26 protein-coding genes and 1 pseudogene are annotated in these 24,519 nt (G+C 39.1%); 21 read left to right on the forward strand and 6 right to left on the reverse strand.

The genetic code is table 11. The features are described from left to right. Window positions 1-59: 59 nt before the first annotated feature. The 8 genes and pseudogenes from Selli1_RS14445 to Selli1_RS14480 all read left to right on the forward strand — a co-directional run. Window positions 60-623: pseudogene (locus Selli1_RS14445) on the forward strand (CHAP domain-containing protein); the annotation flags it as partial. A 231-nt stretch (window positions 624-854) separates the two neighbouring features. Further along, window positions 855-1,517 (forward strand): response regulator transcription factor, encoded by a 663-nt coding sequence (locus Selli1_RS14450; RefSeq protein ID WP_281873603.1) that lies wholly within the window; start codon window positions 855-857, stop codon window positions 1,515-1,517. 10 nt (window positions 1,518-1,527) lie between these two features. Continuing rightward, window positions 1,528-2,523 carry a sensor histidine kinase gene (locus tag Selli1_RS14455; protein ID WP_281873605.1) on the forward strand — a complete coding sequence of 332 codons (996 nt, stop codon included), beginning with the start codon at window positions 1,528-1,530 and terminating at the stop codon, window positions 2,521-2,523. 71 nt (window positions 2,524-2,594) lie between these two features. Further along, window positions 2,595-3,275, forward strand: coding sequence for an ABC transporter ATP-binding protein (locus Selli1_RS14460; RefSeq protein ID WP_072525250.1), 681 nt, complete (start codon window positions 2,595-2,597; stop codon window positions 3,273-3,275). Next, window positions 3,272-5,857 (forward strand): ABC transporter permease, encoded by a 2,586-nt coding sequence (locus Selli1_RS14465; protein WP_281873607.1) that lies wholly within the window; start codon window positions 3,272-3,274, stop codon window positions 5,855-5,857. Before Selli1_RS14460 ends, Selli1_RS14465 begins: the two co-directional genes overlap by 4 nt. 126 nt (window positions 5,858-5,983) lie before the next feature. Beyond that, entirely contained in the window at window positions 5,984-6,304 is a 321-nt protein-coding gene (locus tag Selli1_RS18720) for a winged helix-turn-helix domain-containing protein (RefSeq protein WP_281873609.1), read from the forward strand. 476 nt (window positions 6,305-6,780) lie between these two features. Further along, window positions 6,781-7,251 (forward strand): RNA polymerase sigma factor, encoded by a 471-nt coding sequence (locus Selli1_RS14475; RefSeq protein WP_281873611.1) that lies wholly within the window; start codon window positions 6,781-6,783, stop codon window positions 7,249-7,251. 174 nt (window positions 7,252-7,425) lie between these two features. Beyond that, window positions 7,426-8,676: a site-specific integrase gene (locus Selli1_RS14480; RefSeq protein WP_281873613.1), complete on the forward strand. Its 1,251-nt coding sequence runs from the start codon at window positions 7,426-7,428 to the stop codon at window positions 8,674-8,676. A gap of 188 nt (window positions 8,677-8,864) precedes the next feature. On the opposite strand, the gene Selli1_RS14485 is transcribed toward Selli1_RS14480, so the two are convergent. From Selli1_RS14485 to Selli1_RS14495, 3 genes are read right to left on the reverse strand one after another with little or no spacing between them, the layout of a single operon-like run. Further along, window positions 8,865-9,131 (reverse strand): hypothetical protein, encoded by a 267-nt coding sequence (locus tag Selli1_RS14485; RefSeq protein ID WP_281873618.1) that lies wholly within the window; start codon window positions 9,129-9,131, stop codon window positions 8,865-8,867. A gap of 2 nt (window positions 9,132-9,133) precedes the next feature. Beyond that, on the reverse strand, window positions 9,134-10,015 hold the full coding sequence (locus Selli1_RS14490; protein ID WP_281873620.1) for an ABC transporter ATP-binding protein: 882 nt from the start codon (window positions 10,013-10,015) through the stop codon (window positions 9,134-9,136). Between the two features lie 29 nt (window positions 10,016-10,044). Then, on the reverse strand, window positions 10,045-10,410 hold the full coding sequence (locus Selli1_RS14495; RefSeq protein WP_087272740.1) for a helix-turn-helix domain-containing protein: 366 nt from the start codon (window positions 10,408-10,410) through the stop codon (window positions 10,045-10,047). A 248-nt stretch (window positions 10,411-10,658) separates the two neighbouring features. Here Selli1_RS14495 and Selli1_RS14500 point away from each other — a divergent pair, with 248 nt between their 5' ends. From Selli1_RS14500 to Selli1_RS14525, 6 genes are read left to right on the forward strand one after another with little or no spacing between them, the layout of a single operon-like run. Next, a complete protein-coding gene (locus Selli1_RS14500) occupies window positions 10,659-10,916 on the forward strand; it encodes a helix-turn-helix domain-containing protein (RefSeq protein ID WP_281873627.1) in 258 nt (85 codons plus the stop codon). 41 nt (window positions 10,917-10,957) lie between these two features. Continuing rightward, window positions 10,958-11,488 (forward strand): SMI1/KNR4 family protein, encoded by a 531-nt coding sequence (locus Selli1_RS14505; RefSeq protein ID WP_281873629.1) that lies wholly within the window; start codon window positions 10,958-10,960, stop codon window positions 11,486-11,488. Window positions 11,489-11,537: 49 nt separating this feature from the next. Beyond that, entirely contained in the window at window positions 11,538-11,792 is a 255-nt protein-coding gene (locus tag Selli1_RS14510; protein WP_281873631.1) for a YgiT-type zinc finger protein, read from the forward strand. A 59-nt stretch (window positions 11,793-11,851) separates the two neighbouring features. Further along, window positions 11,852-12,631: an alpha/beta fold hydrolase gene (locus Selli1_RS14515; protein ID WP_281873633.1), complete on the forward strand. Its 780-nt coding sequence runs from the start codon at window positions 11,852-11,854 to the stop codon at window positions 12,629-12,631. Between the two features lie 32 nt (window positions 12,632-12,663). Then, window positions 12,664-13,299 (forward strand): GyrI-like domain-containing protein, encoded by a 636-nt coding sequence (locus Selli1_RS14520; RefSeq protein ID WP_281873635.1) that lies wholly within the window; start codon window positions 12,664-12,666, stop codon window positions 13,297-13,299. Window positions 13,300-13,311: 12 nt separating this feature from the next. Continuing rightward, window positions 13,312-13,935 carry a CatA-like O-acetyltransferase, family 2 gene (locus Selli1_RS14525; RefSeq protein ID WP_281873637.1) on the forward strand — a complete coding sequence of 208 codons (624 nt, stop codon included), beginning with the start codon at window positions 13,312-13,314 and terminating at the stop codon, window positions 13,933-13,935. A 185-nt stretch (window positions 13,936-14,120) separates the two neighbouring features. Here the strand turns inward: Selli1_RS14525 and Selli1_RS14530 are convergent, their stop codons facing one another. Further along, entirely contained in the window at window positions 14,121-15,305 is a 1,185-nt protein-coding gene (locus Selli1_RS14530; protein ID WP_281873599.1) for an IS110 family RNA-guided transposase, read from the reverse strand. A 306-nt stretch (window positions 15,306-15,611) separates the two neighbouring features. Here Selli1_RS14530 and Selli1_RS14535 point away from each other — a divergent pair, with 306 nt between their 5' ends. The 4 genes from Selli1_RS14535 to Selli1_RS14550 all read left to right on the forward strand — a co-directional run bounded on the left by Selli1_RS14535 (window position 15,612) and on the right by Selli1_RS14550 (window position 19,301). Beyond that, window positions 15,612-16,277, forward strand: coding sequence for an alpha/beta hydrolase (locus tag Selli1_RS14535; protein WP_281873639.1), 666 nt, complete (start codon window positions 15,612-15,614; stop codon window positions 16,275-16,277). After that, on the forward strand, window positions 16,237-16,884 hold the full coding sequence (locus Selli1_RS14540; RefSeq protein ID WP_281873641.1) for a flavin reductase family protein: 648 nt from the start codon (window positions 16,237-16,239) through the stop codon (window positions 16,882-16,884). The genes Selli1_RS14535 and Selli1_RS14540 overlap by 41 nt, the downstream gene beginning before the upstream one ends. 328 nt (window positions 16,885-17,212) lie before the next feature. Continuing rightward, window positions 17,213-18,601, forward strand: coding sequence for an AAA family ATPase (locus tag Selli1_RS14545; protein WP_281873642.1), 1,389 nt, complete (start codon window positions 17,213-17,215; stop codon window positions 18,599-18,601). Further along, entirely contained in the window at window positions 18,594-19,301 is a 708-nt protein-coding gene (locus Selli1_RS14550) for a hypothetical protein (protein WP_281873644.1), read from the forward strand. Before Selli1_RS14545 ends, Selli1_RS14550 begins: the two co-directional genes overlap by 8 nt. Window positions 19,302-19,516: 215 nt before the next feature. Here the strand turns inward: Selli1_RS14550 and Selli1_RS14555 are convergent, their stop codons facing one another. Further along, window positions 19,517-20,893, reverse strand: coding sequence for an AAA family ATPase (locus Selli1_RS14555; RefSeq protein ID WP_281873646.1), 1,377 nt, complete (start codon window positions 20,891-20,893; stop codon window positions 19,517-19,519). 280 nt (window positions 20,894-21,173) lie between these two features. Between Selli1_RS14555 and Selli1_RS14560 the strand changes: the two genes are divergently transcribed. From Selli1_RS14560 to Selli1_RS14570, 3 genes are read left to right on the forward strand one after another with little or no spacing between them, the layout of a single operon-like run. Beyond that, window positions 21,174-22,040, forward strand: coding sequence for an MBL fold metallo-hydrolase (locus Selli1_RS14560; protein WP_240577826.1), 867 nt, complete (start codon window positions 21,174-21,176; stop codon window positions 22,038-22,040). 1 nt (window position 22,041) lies between these two features. Next, a complete protein-coding gene (locus Selli1_RS14565; RefSeq protein WP_240577825.1) occupies window positions 22,042-22,482 on the forward strand; it encodes a hypothetical protein in 441 nt (146 codons plus the stop codon). 10 nt (window positions 22,483-22,492) lie between these two features. Continuing rightward, a complete protein-coding gene (locus Selli1_RS14570) occupies window positions 22,493-23,200 on the forward strand; it encodes a hypothetical protein (RefSeq protein WP_281873650.1) in 708 nt (235 codons plus the stop codon). Window positions 23,201-23,275: 75 nt separating this feature from the next. Here Selli1_RS14570 and Selli1_RS14575 read toward each other — a convergent pair whose 3' ends face one another. Beyond that, window positions 23,276-24,202: an RNA-binding protein gene (locus tag Selli1_RS14575; RefSeq protein ID WP_281873652.1), complete on the reverse strand. Its 927-nt coding sequence runs from the start codon at window positions 24,200-24,202 to the stop codon at window positions 23,276-23,278. Between the last annotated feature and the right edge of the window lie 317 nt (window positions 24,203-24,519).

Raw genomic sequence — 24,519 nt, forward strand, 5'->3', positions numbered from 1 at the left:
AAAAGGTTGATAGAAAGGAGAAGGTATATTTGTAAGTGACCGTTAGATGAGTCAATTACAATATACCAGGATATACCTATGCCAATGCAGTGGAATTCTCTGAAATGATGGCGGAGCGGAACGGTTGGAGCAGTTACGGGGATAAGGAGTATGTATCCCATGTGCTGCGATACTATGTGTTTGGGCGTATTCCTACGGGAACCGGAAGTCAGGCGATTGTGCAGGTGGCGTTGACGCAGGAAGGCAACGGAGGAGACACCTACTGGAGCTGGTACGGATTTGCACAACGGGAGGAATGGTGCGCCTGCTTTGTAAGTTGGTGTGCTGATCAGTGCGGGTATATTGAGGCAGGAGTGATACCAAAGTTCTCCTTATGTTCTGCGGGTATGGAATGGTTTGAGAGCCAGGGGCAGTTCATGGATGGAAGTTATGTTCCTGCTACTGGGGATCTTGTTTTCTTTGATTGGGAAAATGACGGCAGTATTGACCATGTGGGAATTGTAGAAAGCGTGGTAGATGGAAACATCTATACAGTGGAAGGAAACAGCGGAGATAAAGTGGCCAGACGGAGTTACCCGATTGGTTATGGACAGATCGTGGGATATGGAGTTCCGGCATATTAATAAGATCAGGTAAAGGCATAGCTGAATTAAATGCTGTGCTTTTGCCTGAAAATTATATAATTAGATAGATTTGAAAGTAGAGTTGAAAAAGTGATTTTGGTAGAGTATGATGAAAATGCTAATGCTTTTCATGTATGTAAACTTTTATTATTATGTTGCTTTTGAGAACATTGTGGGTGACGTTAAATTTTAAATATTAAAAATGAAAATATGCTTTAAAGGAGACTGAGAATGAGAATTTTGCTAGTCGAAGACGATGCTCAGATGAATGAAGCACTAAAAATATTTTTCTGTAAAGCAGGATATACAGTACTGCAGGCGTATAACGCAACAGAGGCAGAGAGGTGTTTGAATAAAAATCCGGATGTCATAATTGCAGATATCGGACTGCCAGGAACCTCAGGAATTGATTTATGCAAGAAATTTTTGAAATATAAATCAATACCTGTAATCTTTCTGACAGCGAAAGATGACGAGGAAGATATATTGGACGGATATGAAGCCGGATGCCAGGAATATGTAACCAAGCCTGTTTCACCGAAAGTTTTATTAAAGAAGGTTGAAGTGATCTTAAAACGCAACAGATCAGGTAATATCATGGAGTATAAGGATTTGCGGATTGATTTTGATAAGCGAAAAGTATGGAACTGTGACAAGGAAATTAAACTTACGATAAAGGAATGGAAAGTTTTGGCTATTTTAGCAGCAAGTCGGGGAAATATTGTAACCAAAGAAATGTTGCTGGAGAAAATATGGGATGCTGACAATAATTTTGTAGATGACCATGCTCTGACGGTAGTTATCAATAGATTGAGAAAAAAAATAGAATCTGCTCCATCCAGTCCGGTTTACGTTAAAAATGTTTTTGGGGTTGGATATACATTCGGAGAATAAGAGGCAGGTAATGATGAAAAGAAGCATAGTGGGAATTAATGCAGTTATAATTGTATGTTTTACGATAATTTTGGTCTGTCAAAAGAATTGGATACTATTATTTTTATTAGCATTACTATTGGCGGGATTATACTTTTTATGGATTGACCGGCAGAAAGAATATCAGAGTGAGTTGGGAGAAATATCGGGTTATCTGGATGATTTGCTGCAGAAAAAAGATATTTCTTATTATTCTGTTCAGAATGATACTCTTACATCCAAGATCTTTTCGCAGATTCAGAGAGTGCAGAAAATGTATGGAGGGATCACTGCACTTGTGGAGAGTGAACGTGATGGCATTAAGAAATTATTGGCGGAAATTGCTCATCAATTACGAACGCCGTTATCCAATATGGAAACATATCTGACACTGCTTGAAGATAACAGAATTGAAGAGTCAGAAAAAGAGACATATATTAAAGCTGTGGAGAAATCAGAGAATAAGCTTCATTTTCTGATTGAAAAATTAATTGTAGCGGCACGATTGGAAAATCAGATCATCCAGATTCACAAATGTGACAGCAATCTGAAAGAAACGGTAGCACAGGCTGTATTTCAGGTGCGGAAAAAGGCAGAAGAGAAAAACATCAACATCATTGTACAAGGGGAAGATGTGGATAAAAAAGTAATACATGATAGAAATTGGCTCTGTGAAGCGATATACAATTTGCTGGACAACAGCATAAAATACTCCCCGGTATCCACCGATATTGTAGTGACGTTGATTTCCAATGAGATGTTTTCGGAAATTCGTATTGAAGACAGCGGAACAGGGATTGAAAAGGGAGAGGAAAATAAAATATTTCAGCTTTACTATCGGGGAAAGAATATTTCTAATGAAGAAGGTTATGGCATGGGGCTGTTTATAACAAGAGAAATTGTGCAGAAACATGATGGATTTATGAAAGTAAAACGAAAGGACTCTGGTTTAATTATGTCGATTATATTGCCAAAAGCGGGAACTTGAAAATGGTTCCCGCTTTGTTACTAATTTGAGAGATTTATCTGTTATTCTGTGCGTAAAGGAGGAATTACGTGATGAATATTATTATAACGAAGAACGTACGGAAGATATACCGTATGGGGGAAAATAATGTTTATGCCTTGAATGGAGTGGATTTCACTGTAAAAGAAGGTGAGTTTGTTGCCATTGTAGGGGCGTCAGGCAGCGGAAAATCAACATTACTTAATTTACTTGGGGCGATGGATTCGCCCACAGAAGGAGAAATATTTGTGCGAGGAATACCACTGGCGCAGATGTCACAGAATGAGCAGACAATATTCAGACGTCGCAATATCGGATTTATTTTTCAGGATTTTAAATTACTTCCTGTTTTGAATGTCTATGACAACATGGTCCTGCCGCTGAAATTAGATGGACGTAAAATAGATCGGGAATTCGCTGAGATGCTCCTAAAGTCACTGGGGTTGCAGAATAAAAGAGAGCAGACCCCATATACTCTGTCCGGGGGCGAACAACAGCGGGTGGCTATAGCCAGAGCGCTGATTACCCGTCCTGCTGTCGTACTGGCTGATGAACCTACAGGAAATCTTGATTCCCGTACCGGCATGGAGGTAATTGGATTAATGAAAATACTTGCACAGAAATTTTACCAGACATTAGTAGTTGTCACACATGATGAAGAAGTCGCACAGACGGCAGACCGTATCGTACACATAGAAGACGGAAAAATCTGCCAAGAGGGAGAAAGCATATGAGTACACGTAACAATAATCAGTTGGTTATTAAAGAACTGGCACAGGCTTATTATAAAGATAATAAAAGGCAGAACAAAGTTTTAATTATTGCGATTGCTATGTCAGTGCTTCTACTCTATTCTGCTTTTTCCATTGCACATGGTAAAATTCGTTCTGATTATCTGATTGATATACGGGGAATGGGAACAGTTGCTACGGTATCATTGGAAAATGGGAGTGAGGCACAATATGAGCAAATGAAAAGTCTCCCATATATTATAGATACCGGGATTCAAAAGACTGTAGGATCAGCCACATTCCAAGATTATTGGGAAGGCCAACTTATTTATCTCGATGATAGCGCATATGAAAAAATGATGATGCCGGCATATACAGATATAATTGGAAGTTATCCTCAAAAAGCCGATGAGATCATGTTATCGGCTTCCAGCCTGCAGCAAATGGAGATCGATCATCCGGTAATTGGAATGGAGATTGAGCTTAGAACAATACTGTCTGAAGGAGCAGAAGAAACAGATTTATTTTCATTAAGCGGATATTACACAGATTATGTTGATTTCTCGGTAACGGAGCCAGAAGCATATGTTTCAAAAGCCTTTCTGGATCAACAGGAAATTTCCGCCTTTCCAGCAGATAAGATCATGGCAGTAACAGGTTCCTTACAGGATGAAAGAGGCATTGAAATAAAACTGTATTCAGATCTGACAATGGAATATGCCGCACAGCAGGTATTCGCTGAAAATCCAATGGTAAAACAAAGTGTGGAAGGTGTATTCGGGAGTGTCTCTATTGCAGTTGGATGCGGAATCGTGGTAATCCTCTGTGCTTTCATGCTGATCTTTAATGTAGTGTCTATTACAATGGGGAAAGAAATCCGTCAGTATGGAATGCTGAAAGTACTTGGCACGACAGAGCAGCAGTTAAAAAGAATCGTATATTATCAAAACATATGGAATATCCTCAAAGGGATCGGTATAGGAGCTGTGGCGGGTATTGTTATCATAAAACTATTTCTTCCGACCGTTTTACAGAAATTGTTCATGCAGGGTCTGGGTGAGAGCGATGTTACAGGTTTCTATCCAGTATTTATGGCAGGAGCCGGAATCCTAATGTTTGTAACGTCATTTTTTGCAACAGGACTTGCACTTCGACAGGTTATAAAATGGAATGCAATTGATTCCATCCGTTATATCGAAACAGGGAATAGAACAAAAAAGAAACAAAATTTAGCAACCAGATTTCTGATATTAGAAATGGCCTGGCGGAATATTACAAGATCCAAAAAGAGATTGCTTATTAGTGTGGGATCACTGTTAATCGGATGTATTACTGCTTTAGGTGCAGAAGTTATTATGATAGGAACAGATATTACGAATCAGATCGAACAAAATCCTGATTTCAGGATTGGGATACTAACCGGGATATTCCGGTTCCCTGAAATGGTGCCTGATCAAATAAACGATGATACGCCGGTACTTTCATCGGAAATGCTGGATACGATTTACAAGATGGAAGGAATAAATGAGACTACGATAAAAACTGCTAAAGGCAGTTACGCAGTTATTGACTTCCTTGCTGATAAAGCCCTGCAGCCCCGCAGACAGTCGTTGGATGATCCGGAGAAGACACTGGCGTTTGCAACACTTCAGATCGTGGACAAGTCATATGTTACTGAATTGGAACGCTATGTTGCTGACAATAATTTGACTGTTGATATGAATCGGTTTGCATCAGGGGAAGGATGTATTTTACTGCATCATAATGAAATGTCGCAGGAGTTGGAATTGCGGGCGGAAAAGACATTGGGCGAACCTATAACATTCTACTCGCTTGACGCTTATGGGGCTCAGGAGAGCAATGCAGCAAATTATGGAAAAGGCAGTCTTGCTTGTGCAGGATACATGGATATGACCGAGAAATACTTTCCTGAACTGCAGACTACTTCGTTTGGAAATAACATCAACTATTTCATTATGACGAAAAAAGCGTTTGAAAAACTGGGATTCCCGGAAAAGACATTTGACATCTCTTTCGATATTGAGGAGAGCGAAGATGATGCGGTGATCAATCAAAAATTAGTACAGCTTATACAAAAAGAAAATCAAAAAGTTGGGATAATGGACACATTTTATCTGGAGGCAAATTATACATTGCTGGAATCCGAACAGAACAGGATTGATACGGCAAACATTATTTTAGGCGGATTATCCCTGGTTATTTTAGTTATTGGAATCATGAATTATGGAAATATGCTGTCTGCAGTACTATCGGTCAGGAGAAAAGAGATTGCTGTAATGCAGAGCCTTGGGTTGACCAAAAGCCAACTGTGGAGAATGATTTTCTATGAGGGAATAGGATATTGGGTAATTCTTATATTGGCGACGCTAATAGCAGGCAGTCCGGTTATATGGCTTTTAGGGAAAGCAATAAAGAGTAAATTATTGTATTTTAAGTTTATATATCCATGGAAGTTACTTTTTATAATATCAGTGGTTATGTTTATAATATGTTTTATGTTTTCAAGTGCAACATATTTGAAAAATAGAAATCTTACAGACGAATTAAGAAGAACTGATGACTAAATATGAAAGTATAATAAGGAGATTTATGGGGAGACTGATCATTGCAGAATTCAAGGATAATGAAACACATCCTTTTGATGAAATCATGGAAGTGTTTCGTAAATATCCGATTTCCAAAAATATAAGGTGGACTACACACCGACCCTCTCTTTTTCCGATCTTGAAATACTTCCAGATCAAAGAAGGGTACATTGCGGGAAACAGGAAGTATTTTTAACTACAAAAGAATTTAACCTATTGTGTTATCTTGCTGCCAATGAAGGGAGGGTTCTTACATACGAACAGATTTATCAAAAGATATGGGGGAATTATGTGCAGGATATAGAAAACAACACGATTGGCTCCCATGTATGCAAATTAAGAGAAAAATTATACAAAGCCTGCCCGGATCGGCAATTTGAAATCCGGTGTGTGCGTGAAGTGGGATATAGCTTCGAGGCTAAGTAGAATAAGAAACAGTCTGATCTTGACGGTTAGGCTGTTTTTTGTTGTCATAATTTGCGATTTTTTTAATAGAAATATAGGTATATCGTAGTTAAAACATCGTTTTCCTACCCTATACTTCTCCTATTGACAAAATAAGAGGAGAATAATGTATAGATATGTCATATTACTTCCTCTTTTGGAAAGGGGAAGAACTGCATAAGAGTAGGGCAGAATACATACCAATCAAAAAGTAAATTATTTTCTTGTCAGTTCGTCGTAATTCCTATAAGAGTTGCGGCGTTTTTTTATTCGACAAAGTTCTGCTTAATCTTACCATTTTATACAAATGATTACATAAATCTGCAAGAGGGTGTATCTGAAAGAAAACAGGTACGCCTTTTTTGTAATGATTTAAAGAGTCTTTTCCTTTCTTACAGGGAGCGGGGGCCGCCGCTTCGATCTGAACTTTCAAAAAATACAGATTGGAGGAAAAGAAAATGAAGGGCAACCACCCAAAAAGAAGGAAAGACAAATATAACCCTTATAGTATATTTGAGTTAGAAGGAAAATATTACATAGAGTTTGCGGATGGACAGAGGAAAGAACACTGCATGGAAATCAGCAGAGAACTATATGAGGTGTTTGACAGTTTTGAGCTGGATGATCTGAGACATCTCAATATCGCTGACCGGCATATCGAACAGTCAGAGATCTATGATATCACTTTACACAGGCGCTCCAGACAGGTGGGAGAATCCGCAGAGAATGAGGCAATCTGGAAGATTGCGCTGGAAGAACTTTATACTGCCATATCCATGCTGCCGGCAATTCAGAAACGTCGGCTAGTCCTTTACTATTTTGTCGGACTGACCTATGAGCAGATCGCAGAGATAGAAAACTGTTCTTTCCAGGCCATAGCAAAGTCTGTGACAACAGCAGAGAAGAAACTGAAAAAATTTTTAGAATAGTGGGTAGAAAAATCGCTTGAGACTGAGGAAACAGGTGGAAGAGATAATCTTTCGCCTGTTTTTTCGTAAGGGAAGAGCGGGCAGGAACCTTGAAAAGTTCATACCCATTCATCAAGTACATTCCTGTTGCTATCGTGATGAGCGTAAGCCACGTTAGCAGGTACGCCATATCTTATGGCAAAAAAATTACCAAGAGGAATAAGGGAGAATAAAGGAACCTATGAAGCAAGGGCAATGATCAACGGGATCAAAATTACTTTGTACGGATCAGATCTGAAAGCGCTTATTGAAGAGTTCACAGAAGCGAAGGAAAAGGCGAAAAGCAGCCAGGATTACAGAAAAAACAGAATTACGTTGAACGAATGGTTTGAAGAATGGTTTTCAACTGTTAAGGCCCATAGGGTAAAAGAAACAAGTATCAATCCTATGAAGAACAATTTTAAAAGAACTTTTGGCTTTTATATAGGCTCTAAGAAGATAAGAGATATAAAGCCTATGGATGTACAGCAGGCTTTGAATACAATGGAAAAAGACGGTATTTCCAACAGCGCTATGAGGGAGGCGCTGGGCAGACTAAGAGAGTGCATGGATTTTGCTTTAGGAAGTCAAATGATCTCAGTGAACCCGTGCCTGATTGTTGAAGTACCGTGGACATATAAAAAAGCGAAAGAGGAAATTGCATTGACACAGGAAGAACAGAATGAATTTTTAAACGAGGTAGAAGATAGTTGGTATAAAGAAATGTTCTATTTTATGTTTCTGACAGGAGTGCGTGTTGGAGAACTGGGTGGACTTCAGTGGCCGGATATAAACTTTGCAAGAAAGATTACGGAAATTAACCGATCATTAAGCTGCAGCTATTATAATGGAGAAAAACGAGAAATATTAGTTACTCCAAAGACTGTAAATTCCACCCGGCAGATTCCGTTTATGGGAGAAATAGAAGAGATATTAAAATCTCAGCGTGAAAAGCAAGCGAGACTGAAAAAAGAGCTGGGAAACCGGTGGAGGGGGAAAGAGGAACTGGGGGGCTTAGTATTCACTACGAGTATGGGGAGTCCGTGCAGCAGATATATCGTGGAAAAGGAAATTAAGAAAGTGATAAAGAAGCGGATGAGGGAGAAAGAAGCTGTACTTGCGGTTCAGGAACACAGAGAGCCGAAGATCATCCGTGACTTCCATCCACATACAATACGACATACTTTCGCAACCAGATGTTTTGAGAAGAAAATGGAGCCGAAAGTGGTGCAGAAATTGATGGGGCATTCCAGTATCAGTATTACGATGAATATTTATACCCACGTTCTGGAGAATAAAATGAATGAAGAGATTCAGAAATTTGGTTCCGCTAATACGGAGCAGACAAACCCATATGCCGATCTGAATATTCCGAAAAGAACGATTACAGCTATGAGCCATTGCTAATCTGGATTTTTGGGGGATGATTCTTCCCCCAAATCCTAAACCGGATTCCCCCAATTAAGGGCAGAGAAGGGGAGTTGTTATCAAAATGGGAGTTTTGATCCCCCCAAAATGGAAATTTGGGGGAGAGGAGGAGAGTGACAGGAACAGATCTTGGCAAAAACCTTGAAAAATAAAGGAAAATACATAGCTTATGAGAGGGAAAGTTGCATTTCAGGCTGGCATGTAATCCGGAAAGTTGCAAAAATGAACATAGACTGACTCATCTGAAACATTGCGCTGGCAAAGCCTATGGCTGTTATATTTCCTGTACCTGTATATGTGATAACATCTGAATTAGAAGCTAAACCCACAGAATATAAAATTGGCACAAGAAAAATTGCAAACATGAGCCACGAATCTTTTCTTTGGAATAGTTTTTTTAATTCTACTTTTGTGATAATTGCAAGAGTGTTCATACTTATCCCTCCATTCCAAACAGGCTTTTGAGATTATTTTTCTGGACGGAGAAACCACAAATATAATACCCTTTTTGCAGTAATATCTTCTGAATGTCTATAATAAGTGTTTCGTCCTGAAACATGATTTTATCCTCGAAGAAACGCAAATCGCTACATTTTTCAAGAAGTGACTGCTTTATATCAGCAGAAATCGTGCGTTCGATTTTTACGGTATAAGTTTGCTTATGTTCAAGTGGCTGGTCTAACTGCTTGTTGCCTTTTGAAATCATGACCACTCTATCGCAAATTTCATCTACATCATCTAAATCATGGCTTGAAAATAATACTGGTACGTTCTGTTTATGTGCCATATCCAAAATAGTCTGTTTGAAAAGCTCTTTGCCGATTGGATCAAGGCCAACAAAGGGTTCATCCAAAATCAGAAAACCGACTTCTGTAAGTAAACACTGGCATAGACCGAGCCGCTGCTTCATACCAAAAGAAAATTCTTTGACTTTCTTTTTACGGCTGCTATAAAGTTCTGTCATTTCCAGCAGTTCCTTGATTCGCGTGTCCTGTTTCAAATTAGTCAGTTGTGAAAGCAAACGTAGATTTTCCTCTGCAGAAATGTAATCTAAAAATTGCGGTTCAATCAAAATGCCAAATTCTCGTATTATCAATGGGTTTGCAACGATATTTTTCCCTTTATATTGCACTTGTCCGGCACTTGGTTTACTATATCCGCAAATGATATTTAATAGCGTTGTTTTTCCAGCGCCATTCTCTCCAATTAGTGCAACAATTTCGCCCGGACATATATCCATAGAAAAATCATTCAAGGCGATTTTATCTCCATACCTTTTCGTTACATTTTGCACTTGTAACAAATAGTCTTTTCCCATGCCTCATACCCTTTCTTAAAATATGGCTATCAATATACAAAGCTAAAAATTAAAACAACCACGACAATCAGAAGAACAGCGGCAATACCGCCTCCGATGATAGCTCCCCATTTTATGATTTTCTTGGCGTTTTCCACATCACTGTATATGGAATTTAGCCTTTCGCTATTTAAGTTTTTTTCCCGCACTTCCTGCACATCAATGTCCTTGACGAGTTCATCTAACGTCAAGCCAAAGAAGTCACTCAACAATACCAACCGTTGAAAATCAGGATAGGACTGGCAGCTTTCCCACTTTGAAATCGTCTGCCTTGTCACATTCAATTCTGCTCCCAGTTCTTCTTGGGATAACCCTTTGCTTTTTCTCAAAGAAATCAATTTTTCATTAAAATTCATATTCTGCACTCCCTTTTGCTTTTATGGTGGATTAATTATAACAAAAGCTACCTTTAGTATTCCACCAATAAGGGGTGGAAATCTGTCAACTGATAATAACATTTGATAAAAGAACGCCGGTTCCGAAAAAAATTCTCCACTCTGAATAATAATGCGGGCGTTGAACATAGCGGGATGACGAAATACGCTGTTCTAACCAGCTAGGCTATGTTATGATAAGACTATCGGAAGCAAAGGAGCGTGATTTTGTGAAAGAACAGGAATGTACGCTGAATCTGCATACAATCGAAGCGGCAGTGGCCGGGGAAACATGGGCTCTTGGGAAGGTGCTGGAGTATTATGCGGATTACATGGAAGAACTGGCGACGGTGGAAATCGGACAGCCGGATGGAAGCGTGAAAAAGATCGTGGATGAGGACCTGAAACAACAGATCGGGCTGAAGCTGCTGGAAGAGATCCCGAAGTTTCCGCTGGAGGAAGCGAAGAAACAGGCTGTGGAGGAATGAGAAGGGAATTGGAATTTGTTTAGTTGAAAAGAGGTGTTGATATGAGTAAAAATAATAATCTACAAAGGAACGATAGTGTAGGTGAAGCAATATTTAACATGATTGAAAAGATAACTTCTTTTGGAATAACAACACTTGAAAATATACAAAATATTGAAAATAAATTAGGCTTTAAATTTCCCGATAGTTATAGGAGATTTTTATTAGCTATAAATGGTGGGAATTGTACTGTTGATAAAATAGGTTTATATGTAAAAGGTATAGATGATACTATTATATTAGACTGTTTTTATGGCATAAACCTAGAAGGAAATTATAAAAACAATGATATGATGACGTATATAAATATGTTGTCTGATGATATGCTTCCAGAAAGTATCTTAATTGCTGATACAATACAGCAAGGATTTATTGTTCTGATATGTGGTGGAGAGAACACAGGTGTTTATTATTGGGATGATTCTTATGTTTATGAGCAATCGAATGATGAAACAAATATGTATTGGATTGCAAATAACTTTGAGGAATTTCTTAATTTATTAAGCACTTCTATTGTTGAAGTAGACAGATAAATCCTAAGTTATAGAGCAGAAGATTGGAATTTTTCAAGGAGGATTTACAATGAAGTGTATAAAATGTCATAACACACTGCACACGGAAACCGGAGATTTTTCTATGACCATTAACGGAAAAACTATAAAAGTCATAAATGCGCCTGTATTACATTGCAAGACCTGCAAATCGGTAATTATTAGCGATGAAGTAAAAGAAAAGGCAAAAGAATTTTCAGAAGTGTATTTATATCCAGATAATACTCTTGATTACGCAGAATGTGAAGCTGGAACGGTGATGTCAGTAATGAATTTACTTTTATGATGACGATAAATCCTAAGTTGTAGAACAGAAATTGGAATTTTACAGCGAGGTGAAAAAGGTTGAACTATGTTGAATATGGGAAAGGAAATGGTAATGTAATTATCCTCCTACATGGAGGTGGTTTGTCATGGTGGAATTACAAAGAAATTGCTGAAATGCTACAAACGAATTATCATATAATTATACCTATATTAGACGGTCATGCAGGAAGTGATAAACGATTTACAACGATAGAAAATAACGCTTTAGAGATTATAAAATTTATAAATGATAAACTGGATGGTTCCGTTTTATTGATTGGAGGACTATCACTTGGAGGACAGATTTTACTTGAAATTTTATCTCAACGTAAGGATATATGTAAGTATGCAATAGTGGAAAGCGCACTTGTAATACCTTCAAAATTCACATATTTTATGATTAAGCCTGCGTTTGGGAGTTGTTATGGTTTGATAAAGTATAAGTGGTTTTCAAAATTACAATTCAAATCATTACGAATAAAACAGCATTTGTTTGATAATTATTACAAAGATACTTGTGCAATAACAAAAGGCGATATGATTGCTTTTTTACAGGAAAACTCATTATATTCCTTAAAAGATGGGATTGAAGAGAGCGAAGCAATAGTTCATATTTTTGTCGGAGAAAAAGAAAATCACTCAATGAAAAAGTCAGCAGAACTAATTCATAAAAAACTACAGAATAGTTCTATACAAGTTCTTCCTAATATGTACCATGGAGAGTTTTCAATAAACCATGCAGATGATTATGTAAGAAGACTATTAGAAATAATAGAACAAAGACAAATCCTAAGTTATCAAGCTGGAAGATGTATGTGATAACATATTTGGTTGATAGGGAGGCGAATAAAATGGCTTTTGACTACAAGAAAGAATACAAGGAATTTTATATGCCGAAGAACAAGCCCGGAATTATAGAGATTCCTCAAATGAATTACATAGCAGTCCGGGGAAAATGCAATCCCAATGAGGAAAACGGAGAATACAAAAATTCAATCGGCTTGCTGTATGGCATTGCCTTTACCATAAAGATGAGCTACAAGGGAACGCATAAGATCGAGGGTTTCTTTGAGTATGTTGTGCCGCCCCTTGAAGGACTCTGGTGGCAGGAAAACACACAGGGGCTTGATTATGCAAGAAAAGAAGATATGCACTTTATTTCTATGATCCGGCTGCCGGACTTCGTAACGAAGGAAGATTTTGAGTGGGCAGTTCAGGAAGCAACGAAAAAGAAGAAACAGGATTTCTCCAAAGTAGAGTTCTTCCCTTATGATGAGGGGCTGTGCGTTCAGTGTATGCACATCGGCTCTTACGATGATGAGCCTACCACCGTTGATCTCATGCACGACTATATGAAAGCAAACGGATATGAGCTGGATATTACGGATACAAGATACCATCACGAAATTTATCTGAGCGATCCGAGAAAATGCGATGTAAGCCGGCTGAAAACAGTCGTGCGCCATCCAATCCGGAAAGCGGAGTAAGCGGAGGTCAGTATGCCAAAAGAAATTGATCCCAAAGATACGACAAGGGCTGCGGCCTATGAACTTTGGATGAAAGCACCCAATCCAATGGTAACTTTTTTCAAAACCTTTGATGTGACCAATCTGATCAGGGTCAGCAGGAAAAGAAAGCTGAAGTTTAATATGTTGCTCGATTACTGTATCGGCAGAGCAGCCGTAAAGGTAAAGGAATTTTACATTCTTCCAGTGGGCGATAAACTCATACAGTATGACACCATAGCAGTCAATACCATCGTGAAAAACAAAGAGGGCGAAGTTAGCTCCTGCGACCTTTCCTATAAAGCCGAGTTAAATCAATTCAACAAGGAGTATCTGAAGTATACGGCACAGGTCGCCGCAAGCTGTCAGGACAGGGATTTATCCGAAAACAGTATGGTCATCGGCACGTCCGCTATCATAGATACGGAAATTGATGGAGCTGTTGGTATGAACAGCGGTATTTTCAATAATCCCTTTATTATCTGGGGCAGGTACAAAAAGAAATGGTTCCGGTATTATCTGCCGCTCTCGTTCCAGTTCCATCACACGCAGATGGATGGCGCACACGCAGGAACATTTTTGAAAAACTTGCAGAATGAGATTAACCTGTTGAAATAACGGCGGGATGAAAGGAGCACACTTATGGAGCTAACTATATAAAAATCAAGTAGTTTTTTTAAATATTGAATTTTAGTTAGTAAAAGTATGTACTTTGAAAATATGTGAATCATTATGGATTTTGTGGCACAACAAACAGACCTTCCAAAGAAGGCTCATTGTAATAAGCTGGGTTGTAAGGATAGCTATATCAGTAACGCAGGATCAAAGGTCTGTCCGGTACTTAAAAGATGATAGATGATTCTTAAAAGTTTTCTGATACAGTGCCCCTGAGCACATCTGTGACCTTTGCCTTCGGCTAGCTTTTTGTTGTAATAAGCAGTGAAGACCCTGTTGTGATTGATAACCGGCAAGATAATCTGATACAGTGTTTTTCTCAGATACCGGGAACCTTTCTTGGTGATTGCGGTATGCCGGGCGAGAAACTGACTGGATTCATAGTGATATGGGGCGACACCGGCAAATTTAATGATTTGAGATGCTTTCGTATAGTTGCAAATATCTCCCAATTCCGCTAAAATAGAAGTAGCAGAGAAGTGTGAAATTCCTGGTATGGAGAGGATAGGAGAGTTGTTTTGCAGGGAGAACTCTTCTATCTTTTTGTCTATTTCAGAAAGTTGTTCTTCTATCATTTCAATCTGACAGACAAGATGTCTGATCTGAATTTCTTCAGCAACAGAAGAGATGCCGACAGAAGCCTTGGCTGTTGTTTTCAGCTGTTCGGCAGACAGTTGGATTCGTTTTCCGCGTCCCTCATATTCAAAACATTTCCGGATGATCCGGATATCGGAGTTTGCAATCTTTTCAGCAGAAGCAAATGTTTTTAAAACATTCATGTAAACAATGCCATACTTTGAACGGAATAAGGAATTCAATTCGGGGAATACGATATCAATGCATTTCTGAAGCCGGTTTTTGTAGATGTTTAATTCCTCTTTCAGGTTGTGGTGATGGCGTGTCAGCTGCTTTTGTTCATAAAGGTCGAAACGGTTTACTTTTGTAATGCGATAAGGCTTTTTACGCTGATTCGAGCCGATGACATCACAAATGGTAAGAGAATCCAGGGGATCGTTTTTGGTAATGCCGCCCTGAAGTTTTCTGGTAAGGTCAGTAGTGGTTGGGTTGATCAGAGCAACCGTATAGTGTCTGTCAAGAAGATATTTGAGTAAGGCAAAGTGATAATGCCCGGTATCTTCCATGCCAATAAGAAGCTGTGATTTGTCATAGCTGCTTAGTTTTCCGATGAGTGACAAGAAACCTTCTTGATTGTTATGAAAAACAGAAGGATTTGAAAGTATTTCACCGGTTTGTTTGTCAATGATGGAGAAGATGTGTTGGTGTTTGCCAATGTCAATTCCGACTAAAATCATGATAATACATTCCTTTCGTAAAAAATATGTAATGTGTTATCCACAGCACTTACTTCGTAAAACCTGGTACAAGATAGGAATTCAAGACTCATCTAACTAATCATTATTTAGAAATAAGGTGTGGTAAGAACCTCCATAAAGTAGTCAAAGCCACAGGATAAAAAATACAAATCCACATCACATATTTACATCATACAAATATAGAATACCGTAATCAGCCACGGATGAAAAGGTTGATAGAAAGGAGAAGGTATATTTGTAAGTGACCGTTAGATGAGTCAATTACAATATACCAGGATAACTATTATGGATAAAGTAGTTATTTATATACATGGTAAAGGTGGTAATGCAGAAGAATCAGTACATTACAAGTCTTTATTTAGTGATTGTGATGTAGTCGGACTTAATTATACCGCACAATATCCATGGGAAGCCAAAAAAGAATTTCCACCGCTTTTCGATCTAATTTGCAAGAATTACAAATCAGTTCAAATAGTTGCGAATAGCATAGGTGCTTATTTTGCTATGAACGCCTTATCGGGGAAGCAAATAGAGAAAGCATATTTTATTTCTCCTATTGTAAATATGGAACAACTGATTGTAGATATGATGTTTTGGGCGAATGTTACAGAAGATGAACTCCAGGATAGAAAAGAGATTGAAACAACTTTTGGAGAAACCCTTTCATGGGAATATCTCTGTTATGTAAGAAAAAATCCGATTACATGGGAAATACCCACAGATGTTTTATTTGGCGAGAAAGATAACTTAACCTCTTATGCGACTATATCTGAATTTGCAAAACAAACTAAATCAACACTTACTGTGATGAGAAACGGGGAACATTGGTTTCATACGGAAGAACAAATGAAATTTCTTGATGAATGGATAAACAAGAGCAGACAATTGGAAGTTGGAAGGATGTGTGACGATGAAAATAGAAATCGGGAAGGATTTCCCCCAGTATTTTAAGCCGGCTTATCCGGAAGAATTTGATTTGTTCTCCCACTTTGAAGTAACGGCGGGAATACCGACTGTTCTCTTTGCTGTCACGACCTGGAAAGAAAACGGGAAACCGAATGTGTGCTTTCATTCCTGGAGTTGTTTCCACGGAGACAAGACCGCTTTCTTTGCCGTGATGGGCAACCTGTATCAGCATACCCACACCTATGCCAATATCCAAAGGGAAAAATACTTTTGTATTAACTTTCTCCCGATAAGCTGCTATGATAAGCTGGTAAATACCATTCATCAGAATGAATGGGACGATGACGAATTTGCCGCAGGAGGCTTTACTGTTTCCAAAGGCAAAACCATTCACGCACCAGCGATCAGCGATGCGTTTCTCACGATGGAATGTACCCTGAAAGAAATACAGGATTTAAGTGGTGCGGGGATTACGGCTATGGTAATCGGACAGGTACAACATATTTCTGTTGATAAGGAATACGCACAAGGCTATGAAAGACGGTATGGAAAAGATGGTTTTATGATGTTAGTACCTGCACCGCAAGACCTTGTTACTGGTGAACCAAATCAATCAGCTATTGCTACTATAAATATCGAAAAATATGATTGATAAATCCTAAGTTGTCTAGCAGAAAATTGCCAGGTTCTTCAAGGGCGTGATAGATAAATATAAAATTGGGGGACTTGATTTCTCGCATCCCCCCAGTGTATAATGAACTCAGAAAGGTAATCAGATGCAAGATCTGATGCCCTCAGTTAATTTTATAAGTAATACAGAGATAGCATCCTAAACTTTGGGCGGTAGAGGATGCTATTTTTCTATTATTTGCAAACAGTAAAACTCATTACGTTAAAATAATTAACAAAAACAGAATAAGAATTGACTTAACGGGAATCCTAACATATAATAAAAGAAAAAGCAAAGGGGGTACATTGTAATGCACCATATGATTCGTCTGACAGCGATGGAAATAAAGAATATTAAGAATGTCGGGTATGGCAGGCTGGAGTTTTCCCAGGGAAAGAGCGGGAGCATCCTGGGCATTTACGGACAGAACGGTTCCGGGAAAACGGTAGTTGTGGACTGCATGGTACTCCTGAAGTGTCTGCTGTCCGGAAAGCGGATACCCTCTCATTTCTATCATTATATCAATGCGCTCAGCAAGAGCGGTCATGTTACGTACGAGTTTGAGATCCGGACAGGTGAAGATGCCATGTTCGTACAATATGAAGTGGAACTGACCAAAAACGGGGAGAACAACTTCTACCTGAGCGGAGAAAAACTCAGCACGAAGAAATTAAAAGAGGGAGAAAAGACACGCCTGACGCCGGTTTTCGATTATCAGAAAGGGGAGAAGGAGCTTTTCCGCCCGTTAAAATACTATTCTGCTTTTGAGCGGGACATGGAGAGCATGGTAGCGCTGGGCGTGGCGCAGCAGACTGCAGAGAATTTCAATGAGGAGAAACAGGTCTCTGAGATCGGATCCTTCCTGTTCTCCAAAAAAGCACAGGAAGTGTTTGAAAAAGCGCAGGGGGAAGCCGGGAAAATCTATGCTCTGACAAAACCATTGCAGAATTATGGCCTGTATGACCTGGCAGTGATCGAGAACGCCCATTACGGGCTTCTGGCGCTGAACCTGGATACTATCCCTGTAAATGTGGACTGGCCAGATGCCATGAAGCCGAAGATTACGGGGATCATGCTCAAGCTCACGGACATCAATGTGGTGCCAAAAGAGATCTTTCCGTATGTGAAAAGCACCATTGAACAGATCAATATTGTCATGCGCTCCCTGGTTCCGGATATCCGGATTGAGATCTACAATGCGTTTGAGAAGCTGACGGAGAAGGGAAAAGACGGTATCCAGTTTGAAGCTATCACAATCCGGGGGGAGGCGAGGATACCGCTGCTGTATGAGTCGGCGGGCATTAAGAAGCTGATCTCCATATGCAGTAATCTGGTAGCCTGCTATAACCGGGAGTCCTACTGCCTGGTCGTGGATGAACTGGATTCCGGGATCTATGAATATTTGCTGGGAGAGTGCCTGGAGGTCATGCAGGAAAAAGCAAAAGGGCAGCTTATTTTTACTTCCCACAACCTGCGCCCGCTGGAAGTCCTGCAAAATGAGTTCCTAATCTATACCACCGTCAATCCGAACAACCGCTACATCAAATCTGCCTATATTAAGAATACGCAGAATACAAGGCTCTCCTACTTGCGGAGCATCAAGCTGGGCGGACAGAAGGAGAAACTTTATAATGAGACAAATATCTATGAGATGGAACTGGCGATGCGCCGGGCCGGAAAGGTAGGCGCCCATGACTAAAAAGATTATCCTGCTTCTGGTAGAAGGGCCCACAGATGAAGATGCGCTGGCTCTTGTGTACTCCAAACTGGTCAGGGAGCATGACCTGGAATTTGATGTCCTCCATACGGACATTACCGCCGGGGAGGACATGACGGTGAAATACATTGCAGATCGGATCCAGGCGGAAGTGGCGGAATATTTGCGAAAGCATCCGTATATCGTAAAGGAAGATATCCTGAAGGTAGTCCAGATCATTGATACTGACGGCGCTTTTATCCCGACCTCCCAGATCCGTCAGTCGGATACCGGGAAAACTGAATATTTTGATACGTATATTGCGGCGAAGAATAAGGATCGGCTAATTCGGCGCAATATCAGTAAGCGGAGGATTGTCTATCACCTGATGAAATCGGAAGAAGTGGCAGGGTTCCCCTATGAAATCTATTACTTTTCCAGGAACCTGGAGCACGTACTCCATGATATCTCAGAAGATCTGGATGATGATGCAAAGGAGGATCTGGCATACGAGATTGCGATGCGGTATAAGGACCAGCCGGAAGAATTTCTTCAGTTTTTGTATGATGACGCCTTCCATGTGCCGGGAACCTATGGGGAAACCTGGGAGTTCATTATGGACGATGGAAAATCTCTGGGAAGATACTCCAACATGGCGGTATTTTTTGAGAGACTGGGGATTGCAGTGGAAGAAACGGAATAGTTGTAAATTACATAGGAGATCATAGTAAAACAGTCCGATGAATGGCTGGTTGCCGATATTATGCCTATGATATTGATTGAATATAGATTATGCAAAAAGTAACCGTATTCCTGATCAATGTGAATCGGGAATACGGTTACTTTTCATAACGGTTAATTTGAACAAACGTTTATCGAAGTTCTTTTTCTATAATAAAGAATGGGGAACAGGATGATTTAGCTTCTATCTTTTTTTAGAATAAATTCCATTTTTTCTTCATTATAATTAGGAAGTACGTCACTCAAAGTACCATCAAACATTGCAGAATAAACCTTTTTGTCTGCACGAAGTTGGTATTTTTCTAGAGGATTGAGTATAGATTCGCCCTTTTCATTTTTTATCACAAAGCAAACCTCATCATTTCGGAGAATCTCTGTCGCTAATAATCTTGATTCATGGCTGGTAATAATAAGTTGAGTATTTCGTTGCTCTGCCATTTTAAGGAATAATTCTATCATTCGTGTAGTCATTGCAGGGTGTAAGCAGCGATCTATTTCATCAATAACAAACACCCGATTATCAGAAACTTTTAAAAGAATCTCTATCAAATCCAAAAGCCGTGCAGTACCATCCGATTCTTCCTTCAAATTAAAGTAAACAGATTTACTCTCATGGCTAAATTCTATAGTCTTTATGATTAAGTCGTCATTATCATTTAATTCAAAAGTATAAAATTCTTTATATGAACGAAGCATGATGGAAGGACTATGGTGCCTTCCTTTTTTGGCTGATTTTTTTTCGAGATCAGCCACTACTTTATTAAAAAGTTCTTCAGGCACTTTGCTCTTTATAATGTCTACAGGAACTTCAACAATTTTTAAGTCACTTATCCCTGTGCCTAATGCATTTAAGAGATTAGCAATTTCATTCAGGTTGGAACTCGAAAAATAAGGATATCCTGTTAGTATGCTGTCTGGATTGCTTACAGTTAGTAAATTGTTAAACCAAATATATACTTTACGAAGAATTTTTAACTCTGGATTGTCTTCGTACATTTTTTCTTTCCCGTGATTAATTATGGAAAGAAAAAGTAACTCGCTATCTGCGATACTGTCTTCGCCATACATATTTAATTTCTCAACAGCATTTTTATTCTTGAAATAATCTCCAGCTTCGAAAATACTACTTTTCAAATTGCGGTAAAAAATACTCTTTTCCTGATTTGAAGTAGTTAATTCATAAAGATGTTCCTCTTCAATAGAACCGTTCTTTAATAGGACAGAAAACTCATAAACGATATGTTTATTATCCAATAAAAGTTCTATTTTGAAGGAAGAAGGAATAGATTGATTAGCCGGAATTTGTCGGAAATACTTATTTGTGAAGCCTCGCGGCAGTCCATCAACGACCATATCTTGAACAAATTGAAATGCTTCTACCAGGTTAGATTTTCCCGAAGCATTGGCTCCGAAAATAACTTCACATTTAGTCAGCTTTATGTTTTTGTTCCGATAAATCCTTTTGGAGTTTTTGCGTGCTTTTCCAGCTTCCATTGAAAAGCATTGTTTGTCATTAAAGGAAAGGAAATTTGTTATCGAAAATTTGATTAGCATATTTTTAGCACCTCATGTTTTGTTGCTTTATTGTAACACATAAAAACGAATTTATCAATATAAATGTTTTATAAAACGAGGTTAACATGATGATAATGCGGAGTAAAAACGAAAAAACCGTTTAATCTCCAAAAATATACTTGACTTTCTTGGGAAGTGATGATATCTTGTTACTAGCAGATGCACGAGATGAGTGCTACTCCGGAGATGAAGTGGGCTAGCTACCCGTAGTAACTAATTAACAAGTGTAGTTTTTTGAAACTGAAAGGAGCAATATTTATTGACAGTTAAATTTTTATCATCAAAAGGATATACGGATCCAGGAGCAAATAATGGAGATTGTATACTTATTGACACCGGAAGCGAACTTGTGATTTTTGATTGCGGTTGTGAAGAACATGCTGACAGAGTACTCGATTATATGAAGAAAAGCGGTTACTCAAAAGCGAAATTGGTTCTTTCACACAACGATGGAGATCATTTTGATGGGATTCCTTATTTAATAGAGCAAGATAAAATTTCAGACATATACACGCTTTTGTTGCTCAAATATAAAGATGAGTTGTTGAAGAGGATAAATGATAAAAGAATAACTAGAGATTCTTTGACAAGAAGGATTTCTGAAATTTTTGAAAACATATATTCTCTTTCCGGATTAGTTAAATTGAGAGATATATTTACTGATACGCAAGTATGTCCGGGAGTTACGATAGTAGGACCGGATCAGGAATATGCATTGGACGCTGTTGCAAAACGTATCGACAATAGACAAGGCGATACCATTGATAAAGAAACGGTTGTAAATGCCGTGAGCACTCAAGTGAAAGTTAAGGTGGGAACTAATAATCTATTGTTATGTGGGGACAGTAGTTATGAAGCCATCAAGGATAAATTAGAGGAATACTCACTGATACAGCTACCACACCATGGGAAAAAAGAACAGGCAGATAGTATTTTTGAGCAGAAAGGATCTCTTGGGATTACATATTATGTATCCGATAATACAGGCAACACCAATGGAGGATCTAAAGATTTACCCAAACGAGGTTATGTTATCAAAAACACGAAGACTGGAGATCAGATTTGCACAGGATGGAATTCAAGCTTAACAAACATACCGGTTCGTTCGTATTTTAGAGGGCTCTGATTTGAAATACTTGGTTGCAGAAACTCAGGCATATGAAATCCCTGGACGACAGGAGTATCTTTATGATATATTTCATCTTTTCTTTATCCCTCAAAACACAATAGATGGATTCATTCCGCTTACGCCATTAGGCGTAGCGGAACCATCTATTTTGTTTTTGGTTGGGCATTATGATCAAATTGCAAAGTATTTGGCTCACAATGCTGACCAGATAGAGGAAAAAACGATAGTTTTCATTACCTGTTATGCCAATTACTTAAAAATATACAAGAAAAATAAAGTAAAGTGGTTTACGTCTTTTTCGAAAAATGAAATATCATACTGTTATGCAGGTGATAATTACGGCTTTGGATTTGAGATAACAGAATCTGAGTTGAATTTCTATAATTCAAAAGAAACAGACATTTTGAAACGGATTAAAGAGAATTTTAAAGCATTATGAGGAGGTGCAAATGGATATAAAAATTTTTGATTCTTATAACATTCGTGCAAGGGTATCTGTTTATATCATTATAATAGCACCTATCATTTTAACACTATATGTCGTTTATAAACCTGTTCGGAGTTTCACTTTCTCTGTTGTATTGGTAGCTATTATGACATCATTTTCGAATTATCTTTTCGCTTTGCAGAGATATAAGCAAAGAGGGGGAAAACGTAGAAATACTGCCGCAGAATTTTTATATATAGATGATGCACATATTGACGGAAAAACCAAGCAACGTTATTACAGAAAATTAAGTGAAATTGATAAAAGTTTTGAAGCCATGAACCAACCAGTAGATTCTGAAGAGTTCAGACAAACGTGTTACAGCGCCATACAATGGCTACGAAGTAATACACGCAATAATAAACTTGTACAAGAAGAAAATATGCTGTGTGGATTTTATAAAAATTTGATTAGCCTTAAATCCGTCGGAATTGCGTTTACGATTGTAGCAATTCTCATTCTGATAATCTCTTCAGTTCCCACAACACCTCTCTCGTTCGTTCAATCGAAAAGAAATATAATTTTAATTTTTGTAGATATAGGAGTGCTATTATTTTGGAGATTGGGAGTTAACGAAAAAATACATTCTGTTTTATGCGAAAAATATGCATATGCATTACTGGAAACCTTGGATACACTCCCAGATAGAATTAATGAAAATAAGTTATAAGAGCTAAATACAAATAATATTATTTGGCAGCACTATCAGACTTAATCGGTTGATAGCGCTGCCATTTTTATTGCCTTACAGGTTCTGCCGGATGATCCGGGTGATCAGCCCGACCGCCACATTGCGCTCTTCGTCTATGTGCGTAACCACAAAGGATACCTCATCCTTTTTCCCCACAGTGCGGGGATCATAGCAGGAATGGGCGATGGCATTGACGCCGATGGAGAGCCGGATGAATACGGTTCCCTTATGGATATCTTCCACCACACCGGCATATTTGCCCTGCACCTTGCATTTCTTCATATTTTCCTTGCTGGTATTGCCTTCCACGCTTTTCACATCCGCATGGACGGTGATCTGCTCCGGGGACTCTGCCTTTACATCCAGGATCCGGACCAGGATGTGATCCCCCACACGGAACCGCTCCCTGGCGTCTCCCAGCCAGTCAAAGGACAGATCCCTTGCCAGGATGGAAGTCTCCACGCCAAAAATTTCAGCACGGACAACCTTTTCTGCCACAGCGATCACTCTGGCCTGTACGATCCGGTCTTCATAGATCTTGGGTTTCCCGGAGGCGTCTGTATCCAGATAAAAAATCTGACGTTTCTTTAACATGGCTTCTTTGCGGCTGGCCACAATACTGCGTGTCTTCGTATCCAGCCCTTTTACCAGGAAATCAATCTCACAGCCCAGCATATTATTGAGGATTTTATTCTGCCGCAGGGAAAGCTCCCCGTAATCGTGGGCGTTATCCTGGACAAGATTCAGCATCATTTCCGAGATGGGGATGACGGTACGGAAGTCCTTGTAATAGATAATGGCGATCAGACTGCCGGCCTCCGTTTTCTCAATGCCGCCCAGCTTCCCGGTGAGGATTTTCCGGGTGCGGTAGGCGTTCTGGATCTCGTGCCAGATGAGATCCGCTTTGGACTGCGGCGTTTCCAGCTGCGCATCGGCGTCCAGGGTAAGGATAGAAGTTACATGGTTCAGTTCGTTTGGCATAAGCTGCCTCCTTTCAAAAATCAAGACATAATGGAATCTTTATCCAGCGGAACAATCTCCTCTGGAAAATCCGGAAATTCTTCCGGCAGGTCACTAAATTCTTCCGGATGTCCGGAAGGGTAAGCGTGCTTGTCCGGTTCACGGCGAAGCGGTTTCTCCTGCGAGGGAAAGGCAGGGCGTCTGCCGCTGCGGCGTTAGTGTATAATTATTATTGGCAAAAATAGGAATTTTTCCTAAATAAAAAGGGAAGCAGAGAAAATCCCTACTTCCCAATCATACAGTTTTTCTTTATGATGTTAGTTGCAAAATAAAACACG

The sequence above is a fragment of the Sellimonas catena genome, assembly GCF_027924685.1.
Lineage (GTDB): Bacteria > Bacillota > Clostridia > Lachnospirales > Lachnospiraceae > Sellimonas > Sellimonas catena.

Coding starts and splice junctions, on each gene's coding strand:
- Selli1_RS14575 (WP_281873652.1), bottom strand. CDS start 24,202: ATGCCAAACGAACTGAACCATGTAACTTCTATCCTTACCCTGGACGCC.
- Selli1_RS14520 (WP_281873635.1), top strand. CDS start 12,664: ATGGCTTTTGACTACAAGAAAGAATACAAGGAATTTTATATGCCGAAG.
- Selli1_RS14495 (WP_087272740.1), bottom strand. CDS start 10,410: ATGAATTTTAATGAAAAATTGATTTCTTTGAGAAAAAGCAAAGGGTTA.
- Selli1_RS14505 (WP_281873629.1), top strand. CDS start 10,958: ATGAGTAAAAATAATAATCTACAAAGGAACGATAGTGTAGGTGAAGCA.
- Selli1_RS14475 (WP_281873611.1), top strand. CDS start 6,781: ATGAAGGGCAACCACCCAAAAAGAAGGAAAGACAAATATAACCCTTAT.
- Selli1_RS14465 (WP_281873607.1), top strand. CDS start 3,272: ATGAGTACACGTAACAATAATCAGTTGGTTATTAAAGAACTGGCACAG.
- Selli1_RS14480 (WP_281873613.1), top strand. CDS start 7,426: ATGGCAAAAAAATTACCAAGAGGAATAAGGGAGAATAAAGGAACCTAT.
- Selli1_RS14525 (WP_281873637.1), top strand. CDS start 13,312: ATGCCAAAAGAAATTGATCCCAAAGATACGACAAGGGCTGCGGCCTAT.
- Selli1_RS14490 (WP_281873620.1), bottom strand. CDS start 10,015: ATGGGAAAAGACTATTTGTTACAAGTGCAAAATGTAACGAAAAGGTAT.
- Selli1_RS14530 (WP_281873599.1), bottom strand. CDS start 15,305: ATGATTTTAGTCGGAATTGACATTGGCAAACACCAACACATCTTCTCC.
- Selli1_RS14555 (WP_281873646.1), bottom strand. CDS start 20,893: ATGCTAATCAAATTTTCGATAACAAATTTCCTTTCCTTTAATGACAAA.
- Selli1_RS14455 (WP_281873605.1), top strand. CDS start 1,528: ATGATGAAAAGAAGCATAGTGGGAATTAATGCAGTTATAATTGTATGT.
- Selli1_RS14460 (WP_072525250.1), top strand. CDS start 2,595: ATGAATATTATTATAACGAAGAACGTACGGAAGATATACCGTATGGGG.
- Selli1_RS14485 (WP_281873618.1), bottom strand. CDS start 9,131: ATGAACACTCTTGCAATTATCACAAAAGTAGAATTAAAAAAACTATTC.
- Selli1_RS14535 (WP_281873639.1), top strand. CDS start 15,612: ATGGATAAAGTAGTTATTTATATACATGGTAAAGGTGGTAATGCAGAA.
- Selli1_RS14545 (WP_281873642.1), top strand. CDS start 17,213: ATGCACCATATGATTCGTCTGACAGCGATGGAAATAAAGAATATTAAG.
- Selli1_RS14510 (WP_281873631.1), top strand. CDS start 11,538: ATGAAGTGTATAAAATGTCATAACACACTGCACACGGAAACCGGAGAT.
- Selli1_RS14570 (WP_281873650.1), top strand. CDS start 22,493: ATGGATATAAAAATTTTTGATTCTTATAACATTCGTGCAAGGGTATCT.
- Selli1_RS14550 (WP_281873644.1), top strand. CDS start 18,594: ATGACTAAAAAGATTATCCTGCTTCTGGTAGAAGGGCCCACAGATGAA.
- Selli1_RS14450 (WP_281873603.1), top strand. CDS start 855: ATGAGAATTTTGCTAGTCGAAGACGATGCTCAGATGAATGAAGCACTA.
- Selli1_RS14540 (WP_281873641.1), top strand. CDS start 16,237: ATGAAAATAGAAATCGGGAAGGATTTCCCCCAGTATTTTAAGCCGGCT.